Origin of the sequence: Arthrobacter sp. APC 3897 (genome assembly GCF_030407495.1) — a bacterium.
In the GTDB taxonomy this organism is placed as follows: Bacteria; Actinomycetota; Actinomycetes; order Actinomycetales; family Micrococcaceae; genus Arthrobacter_B.
On sequence record NZ_JASDDG010000007.1, the window covers coordinates 104755 to 112942 of the forward strand.

At 63.8% G+C, this 8188-nt stretch carries 10 protein-coding genes and 1 tRNA gene; 5 read left to right on the forward strand and 6 right to left on the reverse strand.

Annotated elements, in window-relative coordinates; genetic code table 11:
- Window positions 1-129: 129 nt before the first annotated feature.
- The 4 genes from QMA10_RS05465 to QMA10_RS05480 all read right to left on the reverse strand — a co-directional run bounded on the left by QMA10_RS05465 (window position 130) and on the right by QMA10_RS05480 (window position 2715).
- On the reverse strand, window positions 130-864 hold the full coding sequence (locus QMA10_RS05465; RefSeq protein WP_290166797.1) for a hypothetical protein: 735 nt from the start codon (window positions 862-864) through the stop codon (window positions 130-132).
- Window positions 861-1514 carry a hypothetical protein gene (locus tag QMA10_RS05470; protein ID WP_356833845.1) on the reverse strand — a complete coding sequence of 218 codons (654 nt, stop codon included), beginning with the start codon at window positions 1512-1514 and terminating at the stop codon, window positions 861-863. The genes QMA10_RS05465 and QMA10_RS05470 overlap by 4 nt, the downstream gene beginning before the upstream one ends.
- A gap of 215 nt (window positions 1515-1729) precedes the next feature.
- Window positions 1730-2044, reverse strand: coding sequence for a GNAT family N-acetyltransferase (locus QMA10_RS05475; RefSeq protein ID WP_290166801.1), 315 nt, complete (start codon window positions 2042-2044; stop codon window positions 1730-1732).
- Between the two features lie 50 nt (window positions 2045-2094).
- On the reverse strand, window positions 2095-2715 hold the full coding sequence (locus QMA10_RS05480; protein WP_290166803.1) for a hypothetical protein: 621 nt from the start codon (window positions 2713-2715) through the stop codon (window positions 2095-2097).
- A gap of 219 nt (window positions 2716-2934) precedes the next feature.
- Between QMA10_RS05480 and QMA10_RS05485 the strand changes: the two genes are divergently transcribed.
- Window positions 2935-4032: an iron-containing redox enzyme family protein gene (locus tag QMA10_RS05485; RefSeq protein ID WP_290166805.1), complete on the forward strand. Its 1098-nt coding sequence runs from the start codon at window positions 2935-2937 to the stop codon at window positions 4030-4032.
- Window positions 4029-4424, forward strand: a complete 396-nt coding sequence (locus tag QMA10_RS17655) for a CDGSH iron-sulfur domain-containing protein (protein WP_356833850.1) — start codon at window positions 4029-4031, stop codon at window positions 4422-4424. The genes QMA10_RS05485 and QMA10_RS17655 overlap by 4 nt, the downstream gene beginning before the upstream one ends.
- Before the next feature lie 121 nt (window positions 4425-4545).
- Here QMA10_RS17655 and QMA10_RS05495 read toward each other — a convergent pair.
- Window positions 4546-4621: transfer RNA gene (locus QMA10_RS05495), tRNA-Lys, on the reverse strand.
- Between the two features lie 218 nt (window positions 4622-4839).
- Between QMA10_RS05495 and QMA10_RS05500 the strand changes: the two genes are divergently transcribed.
- From QMA10_RS05500 to QMA10_RS05510, 3 genes are all read left to right on the forward strand, one after another.
- Entirely contained in the window at window positions 4840-5484 is a 645-nt protein-coding gene (locus tag QMA10_RS05500) for a hypothetical protein (RefSeq protein WP_290166807.1), read from the forward strand.
- A 230-nt stretch (window positions 5485-5714) separates the two neighbouring features.
- On the forward strand, window positions 5715-6332 hold the full coding sequence (locus QMA10_RS05505; RefSeq protein WP_290166809.1) for a nuclease PIN: 618 nt from the start codon (window positions 5715-5717) through the stop codon (window positions 6330-6332).
- Entirely contained in the window at window positions 6333-7343 is a 1011-nt protein-coding gene (locus QMA10_RS05510) for an inorganic phosphate transporter (RefSeq protein ID WP_290166810.1), read from the forward strand.
- Between the two features lie 49 nt (window positions 7344-7392).
- On the opposite strand, the gene pstB is transcribed toward QMA10_RS05510, so the two are convergent.
- On the reverse strand, window positions 7393-8172 hold the full coding sequence (gene pstB, locus QMA10_RS05515) for a phosphate ABC transporter ATP-binding protein PstB (RefSeq protein WP_104053574.1): 780 nt from the start codon (window positions 8170-8172) through the stop codon (window positions 7393-7395).
- Window positions 8173-8188: the final 16 nt, after the last annotated feature.

The window sequence follows — 8188 nt, forward strand, 5'->3', positions numbered from 1 at the left end:
GCGAAGCCAGCGGAGTTAATCCGCTGGCTTCGGTCGTAACGTCACGCTGACCCCCCACAGGCAGCGGATGTTACATAATCATTATTCTGGCACATGATCATGAAATTGTGAACGAACGATACCAATTCTTTACCTGCTGCCGTAAACCTTGGCAAGGGGTCCCTGCGGGGACCTGGTTTTAGCGACCCGCCGGGAGTTCCAAATGAGTGCCAGCCCCATGGAAATCACTATGACTGCGAAATTGGGAAGTATGCGGTCCCAGAACACAAGCTGCAGATTCCAGACGGACAGGATCAGCAGCGAGTGCACAAATACCACGGAGAGCCCCAGCGCTAAGAGCCCTGCGCTGAGCCGGATATCCGGCCGCCGCGCGGAGTCGGCAGTACAGAGGAACAAGGGCGGAATCAGGCAGGAAACCACATACACCTGATAGAGCCGGGAAATGTCGCCGTAGGCAGTAACCGTGTCCTGGTCCCAGTAGGCTGCGAGCGCAGTTGAAGATTCCGGCAGGTCGCTGAGGATAAAGAGCACTGCCACAGCGGCGGACGCGGTTCCCAGGACGGCAAGGCCCGCCGGACCTGCGATCATCCGGTGAGTCCGCGGCGCGCCGAAGGCCGCGGCGGTTTTGACTCCAAGAATCAGCAGGACGGCAAAGAGGCAGTATCGAATAAACAGGTTCGCGACATTAACGCCGCCCAGGATGGAATCCACGGGCAGGTAAATAGCCGGAATACTCAGTCCCATTGACGCAGCGAGGAGAATCAGGGCAAAGAACATTCCGCGATTCTGTCCGCGGACAGCTCCCGGAAGCCGCAGCAGGGCAAAGAAAACGCTGACAATGAAGGCTATCCACTGCAATATCATCCCAATTGCTCCAAAAGTGCAGAGTTGCTGTCTTCATCGTGCTCGAGTTTTCTCACCATTTTGCCGAGCGTATCCAGCCGGTCCCGGGCAAGAAACACCAGGTCAGCGTCTGAAAGTTCAGCAAGCGCACGTTCACGCCCCCCAATGGGCCACCCGCATTCATCCGGAGTCAGCAGGCCCGTGGCAACGAGGCCTCCGGTGAGGGACACCCCTGCAAGCCTGGCGGCCTGAACGGCAAGTTCCGGAGCGAGCCGGCCGGCGCTCAGCTGCGCCGAGAGGTTTTGCGGCGCCACACCGCTTGCGGCGCTCAACCGCTGGCGCAGGTCTCCCGGGTCCACCGCCTCAAACCATGCACGCACTGAGTTCCGGTGCGGAAAGGGACCCAGTCCGGGCAGATCTGCGGGCGACGGATTGGGGTGCAGGCTCCGCGCCACCAGCAGCTGCAGGACGCAGACATACGTCACTTGGCTGATCAGTTCGCTGGCCGTGGGTGGACGGGAGCCCGCAAGGAGATCGTGGTACTCCTCGAAAAAGGACAGAGCTTCAACCGGGCTTTGGTCACAGGCCCGGGCGACGCGGACAACGGTCGTCTCGGACACCTTGCCGCGGACCAGCTGCTGGGCCAGGGTGGAACGCTTAATGCCGGCCATTCGGCAAAGATCAGCCGTGGATTCCCAGGGGGCGGTCATGGTTCGCCAGTTCTGGAAAGCTTTGGCAGACACAGCCACAGGCGGCTCCCCCCAATTGGTTTCTCCGGACTGATGCCACTATACTATTTTCACTGGCTCCCCCTTCTGCGTTCCCCCCATATGCAGAGCGGGGAGCCAGCTTCAATTGAGGCCTTGTTTCCTCCGGTGATATACGCCTACAGCGCCTCCTGAGGCCACGAGACATGGTGGCTCAGTTCCCGGTGTTTGCCGAGATATGACGCGGCATAGGAGCAGTACGGCTTTATTCGCCGCCCCGAAGCAATAATGTCCTCCGCCGCGAACCGCACCAGCATGGATGAATAACCCTGGTGACGGAATTCCTCGCGGACCACCGTGTGGGTCAGTGCCACTGCATCCGGTGCATCCTCGTACTCCGCCGTGCCCGCCAATTCACCGCCCACGCGAATCTCGTACCGGTCCTGGTCGCTGTTTCGGGAGACCTCGACGTCGTCCCTCATATGCCCGCTCATGCCCCTGAGCCTGACACCGAAGCCGCGTTTCGTCCAGACCCCCGGCAGGACTAGGCCGGGTAGCCGCCTCCGGCCGACTCCTCTGCCCTGACCCACGCATTTTCCAGTCCGGCAACGGCAGCACCGTAGTCCCTGATCTCTTCATCATCCAGCGAACCGGATGCCTCCAGCGGCGGCCGAAGCGCAGCGGCACTCTTCATGGCACGCATCAGGTTTTTTGTCTCCGGCTTGGCTGTGTCTGCGAGTCCCGGTTTTTCCAAAGCCTTCCAACCGTCCAGCTCATAGGAGCTCCAACTTTTCAGCACGGCGTCGTGGCGGCGCTCCAAAGCTGTGATCTGCCGCCGGCGGGCGTCCCGCTGCCGGGCTGCCTGACGGCGCCGGTGGCGTACCTGCACCCAACGGACAGCACCGGCTGCGCCGCCCACGGCGGCCAAACCCACCCACGGCCCGCTGCCTGGACTGCCGGCCACCGCCCAGGCCACAGCCAGCAGGACTGTCAGCGACCCCGTCAGCCCCACCCAGAACAGTTTCTCCCCGTCCCTGCGTGCAAGGGCTGCATCAATCCATACTGCGGTCAGAATCATGGCCGCCGTCATCAGCAGCAGTGCCGGAACCAGCATTGAACCTCCAGCTTCGATCAGCGGCATGGGTGTCCTCTTTTCCGCAGCCATCCTGGTCCTGCGGGCAGGAGGGCGAATATTCTCCTGCGCAGCAGACCGTATGCTTCCATCTCACGCCGGATGAGCGGAAAGGTCAATGTCCGCGCCGCCCGCCGCCGGCGGGACGGATTCCGGCTGGAACGGATTTACCAAGTATGCTGATGTCTTTGATTTACTGTCCTGCCCACGGCGTCTATCCGGGAGCCTTGACCCGGAGTACAAAGGATAAGAATGAGAATCCCCGCACCCCGCGGACCAGTCAGCGCCAGCCTTCTTGACCTGCTCACGTCCCCGGAAACCCCGTCCGGAGACGCCCTTGCGGATCTGGCCAAAGCCGCCCGCGGCGCCTGCCGCGGCACTGCCGACATCCTCCGTGACGATGACCTTCAGCTGACCCTGTTCTGCCTGTACGAGCTGCACTACAGCGGACTGGACACGGTCCCGGACACACTCGAGTGGCATCCCGGCCTTGTCGGCCTCCGCCTGGACCTCGAGAAGGCTTTCGAGGCCGCCCTCCGAAGTGCAGTTCCCGTTCCCGCACTCCCCGACCCCACGTCGGAGGCGGTTGCGGCGGAACTGTTCCGGATGGCCGCGGACGACGACGGGCCCAGCGTTTCCCGCTTCGTCGCCGCCAAGGCAACCCATGAGCAGCTGCAGGAATTCCTGATCCTGCGTTCCGTCTACCAGCTGAAGGAAGCCGATCCCCACAGCTGGGCCATTCCCCGACTTCCGGTGGGCCGCGCCAAGGCGGCACTGATCGAAATCCAGGCGGACGAATACGGCGGCGGACGTCCCGAACGCATGCATTCCCACCTCTTTGCCGTCACCATGCAGGGCCTGGATCTGGAGACCGAGTACGGCTGGTACCTCGACGCCATTCCCGCGCTGACCCTCGCGTCCTCCAACGCCATGTCCCTGTTCGGCCTGAACCGCCGCCTGCGCGGAGCTATCGCAGGCCATCTGGCCGCCTTTGAGATGACCTCTTCGCTCCCGAACTCCTTCTATGCCCGGGGCTTCCGCCGGTTGGGGTTCGATGACACGGTCACCTATTACTTTGATGAGCATGTGGAGGCCGACGCCGTCCACGAACAGATTGCTGCACGGGACCTGGCCGGAGGACTGGTCGAGGCTGAACCCGCACTGCTGGCCGATGTAATGTTCGGTGCGGCAACGGTACTGGCCCTGGACGCACTGATGGGTGAGGACCAGCTCATGGCATGGAAGGAAGGCCGCTCCGCCCTCCGCGTACAGCCAGCCGGAGCTGCAGCGGCAGCCCTGGACAGGGTTGCCCTGGACAGGGTTGCCCTGGCGTCCGGGGTGACTCCGTGAACGAGGCAGCCGACGAACACGAGTGTGCCGGATGCCCCGGCAGCGAACCTCCAGCGGCGGCGGAGGCTGCGGACGCGGGGAAACGGCCGGCAGCGGCCTCCATTGTCACCTATCCCAACGGGCCCCTGCTGATTCGCGGAGACTTTGAAATCATCACCCCCGACGGCGTTCCCGTCCCCCGCGACCGGGAAACCGTGGCACTGTGCAGGTGCGGCGGCTCCGCGATCAAGCCCTATTGCGACGGAACACACAAGCTGATGAAGTTTGATACCGCCCGCCGCCGGCCCGTGCCGGCCCCCGTGCTTGAACGCCGCCGGACTGCCGCCGAGGAGGGCGTCGGAGAGCGCAGGGGAAACCCTGCCGGGGAAGGCGGCGCCGGCAGGGTTTCCTGAGCCGGCGGCAAACGCACGGCCGGGTTTGGAAGGCCCGCGGCAAAGAAAAAGCACCCCGGTTCGAAAACCGGGGTGCTGCCGAAGTCCCGGCAAGCTGTTGAGGGCTTGCCGGCCCATCTTCTGGTGGGCCCTGTGGGGCTCGAACCCACGACCCACGGATTAAAAGTCCGATGCTCTACCAACTGAGCTAAAGGCCCCCAGCCGTATCGGGACAGCTGTACCGGCCCGGGTTTCCCCCCGCCAATCCAGCCGTCGACGAATCGACTTCTCCACTTTATCGCACGCGGGACGCATCTCACGAAACATCGGCGCGCACACTTCACGATTCGCCCCCGGCAGCTACCGTACAAGACCCGCACCGGAGGCCGGGGAGCTCTCCTCGACGCCCGTTCCCGGGGCGGAGTATTCTCAAATCATGAGTGAGTCCAATGAAATGCCCCCACGGCATCACAAACCCAAGCTGTACGCTCCGCTGGACTTCGCCAACATCCCCGGAGGCGCGGATCCGGCCCGGGTGTCCGAGGCGGCCCATCTGGCAGCCCGGGCGCTGGTCCACCACGGCAGGGAAAGCTCCGATCCGGAAATTACCCGCCGCCTGGTGAAGCTGGCTGACCGGCAGGGCCTGGAATCCATCGCCGAGATGTGGGCCGAAAGCCCTGCCCGCTCCCTGCCGGGTGCCCTGTGGCGCCTCTATGCCCTCCGCGCAGCCACTCAGCAGAATCCGGAGCGGGTTGCCGCCTACTACGCCGCCGGCAAAGATGTTGCCCAGGTGTCCAAGGTGGTGGCGGGAGTTGCCGAGCCGCTGGGCGCTGATGAGGTCAAGGCCATGGCAGACACCATCCTCTCCGGAGCTTTCGAAGGTGAGTTTGACGTGGCGCTGGAACGCTTTGCGGCATTCTGCCGCGTGGTTGCCCTGGGCCAGACCCATCACGCAGATTCAGCAGAGGCAGGCAGCACCGACAAGGCGACACAGCTCACCCGCAATGCCCGCCAGTTGATGCGTACGGCCGAAGATTTGGAGTATTCAGCGGCCGCCTGGCGACGGGGAGAGCTGGATTAAGGGCCTCCCCGAGCTCATGTTGACAACGCCGGCGAAGCGTAGAAAACTGAAATTGGTGTCGGACTGCGGAACCCCCGGGCTTCAACTTAGAGCCGCTTCGAGCGGCCTTCCGCCGAGAGGCGCTCCCGGTCCGGCACCGCTTTTGGATCTACCCCCGCAGCCGATAATCTTGGGCTCGTGACCTACTTCCCGCAGGGCCCCCACGCCGGCCGGCAACCCCGGGTTTGCCCATGAAGCTGCGACTCTTTCCCCAGGAAAACGCCGGGCTCGAACTCCTTTCCACTATGGGCGGCGTACTGATCCGCGGCGCGGGGACACTTTCGGAAGTCCTTGGTGCAGAAGCCGCTGACTACGAACGCCTCGCCGAGCACATGCATCAGCTTGAAGCTGAAGCCACCGGCCTGCACTTCGCGCTGATGACGCAGATGAGGTCAAGCTTCATCAATCCGCTCCCCCGTGAGGACCTCTACGACCTTTCCCTCACGCTGATGTCAGCGATGGAAAACCTCGACGCCGCCGCGGAAATCATTTCGCTGTACCGGCTGACCGGCATTTCCAAACGTGCTGCCGAGCAGCTTGAAGTCATTGGCCGGCAGGCGGAGCTGACCGCAGGAGCCATGCGCCGCCTGGCTTCGCTCGAGGACCTCGACGACTACTGGATCGAGATGCTGCGCCTGTCCAAGCGCTCTGAGCGCACCCACCGTATCTGGGTGTCCGAACTCCTGCGCGACCACAAGCCGCTAACGTATGCCCGGCACAGGGACCTGGCTGACCAGCTGGCCGGAACCACCGCTTCCCTGCGGCAGTGCGCCACGGCCGTAGGCGGCATTCTGGTGCGGGAATCCTAGGTGGAGCCGGTTCTCCTGGCAGCCGTGATTCTGTTTGCGGGAGCCTACGCCTTCATCAATGGGTTCCACGACGTTTCAAACTCCGTGGCCACCTCGGTGCGCACCCGGGCACTGACCCCCACAGCCGCCGTCGTCCTTGCCTCCGTCTTCAACCTGACCGGCGCCCTGCTGAGCACAGCCCTGGCCCTGGTTCTGGCGGACCGGTTCATCCAGCTGCCGGAGGGAACACCCGGCCTCGGAATCCTGATAGCGGGGCTGCTGGCCGCGTGCGGCTGGGGCGTGTGGACCTGGTGGCGGCGCATGCCCTCATCGTCAACGCACGCCCTGGTGGGAGGCATCGTGGGCTCCGGAGCGGCATCCACACTGGTGGGCGGTCCCAACATTGCGGAGTCCTCCCAAGTGCTCCTGCAGCAGATTGTCCTGCCGCTGCTGCTCTCCCCAGTGGTTGCCTTTGTCCTGGCCTACCTGCTGGTTTTTCCGACCACGTGGCTCATGCGCTACAGCTCGCCGCGCCGCGGCGACGCCGGGAACCGGATTGCCCAGTCAGTGTTCACGTCGGCGTTTTCGCTGGGCCACGGCATGCAGGACGGGCAGCGGACAATGGCGGTGATAGTCCTGGCGCTGGTGGCCGCCGGAGTCTCCGGCAGCACCGGCATTCCGCTCTGGGTGCAGATCTTTTCCGGCGTTGCGCTGGCCGCGGGCAGCCTCTTCGGCGGCTGGCGGATCAGCCGGACACTGGGAAGCCGCCTGGTGCGCATCGACCCGCTGCGCGGCATGAGCGCGACGGCGGTCAGCTCCTCCATGCTCTTCCTGGGTGCCGTATGGCTTCAGATCCCGCTCTCGAGCACACAGACCATGACCTCGGCGATTGTGGGTGCCGGTGCCAACCAGCGGTTTTCCACTGTCCGGTTCATCCCGCTGCGGGAAGTCCTGATGACCTGGCTGGTCACGGCCCCGGTCACCGCACTGCTCGGCGGGATTCTCTTCCTGGCCCTCAGCCCGCTGCTTTGAGGCACCCTGCGGGACACGCACGGAAAGCACCGGGGCGCAGGAACTGCTCCTATCCGAAGCGGCCTGAAACGTAATCCTCAGTGGCCTTCTGGGACGGGTTGTTGAAGATGACCGTGGTGTCGTCGTACTCGATGAGCTTGCCCGGCTTGCCGGTACCGGCAATGTTGAAGAAGGCGGTCTTGTCGGAAACCCGGGCTGCCTGCTGCATGTTGTGGGTCACGATCACCACCGTGTAATCGCTCTTGAGTTCCTCGATGAGGTCCTCGATGGCGAGGGTGGAGATGGGGTCCAGGGCCGAGCACGGCTCGTCCATGAGAATAACCTCGGGCGAAACGGCAATGGCACGGGCAATGCACAGACGCTGCTGCTGGCCGCCGGAGAGGCCGGAGCCGGGCTTGTCCAGGCGGTCCCGGACTTCCTTCCACAGGTTGGCCCCGGTGAGGGACTTCTCCACGAGGTTGTCCGCATCGGACTTGGAGATGCGCTTGTTGTTCAGCTTCACGCCTGCCAGGACGTTGTCCCGGATGGACATGGTGGGGAACGGGTTGGGGCGCTGGAACACCATGCCGATGTGGCTGCGCACCGTCACGGGGTCAACTCCGGGACCGTAAAGGTTTTCGCCGTCCAGCAGGACTTCGCCCTCCACCCGGGCGCCGGGAAGGACCTCATGCATGCGGTTCAGGGTGCGCAGGAAGGTTGACTTTCCACAGCCCGAGGGTCCGATGAACGCCGTGACGGAGCGGGCCTCAATGTTGATGTTGACGTTTTCTACGGCCAGGAAGTCGCCGTAGTAGACGTTGAGGTCCTTAACGTCGATTCGCTTGGACATGTGATTCCTTTTGTTG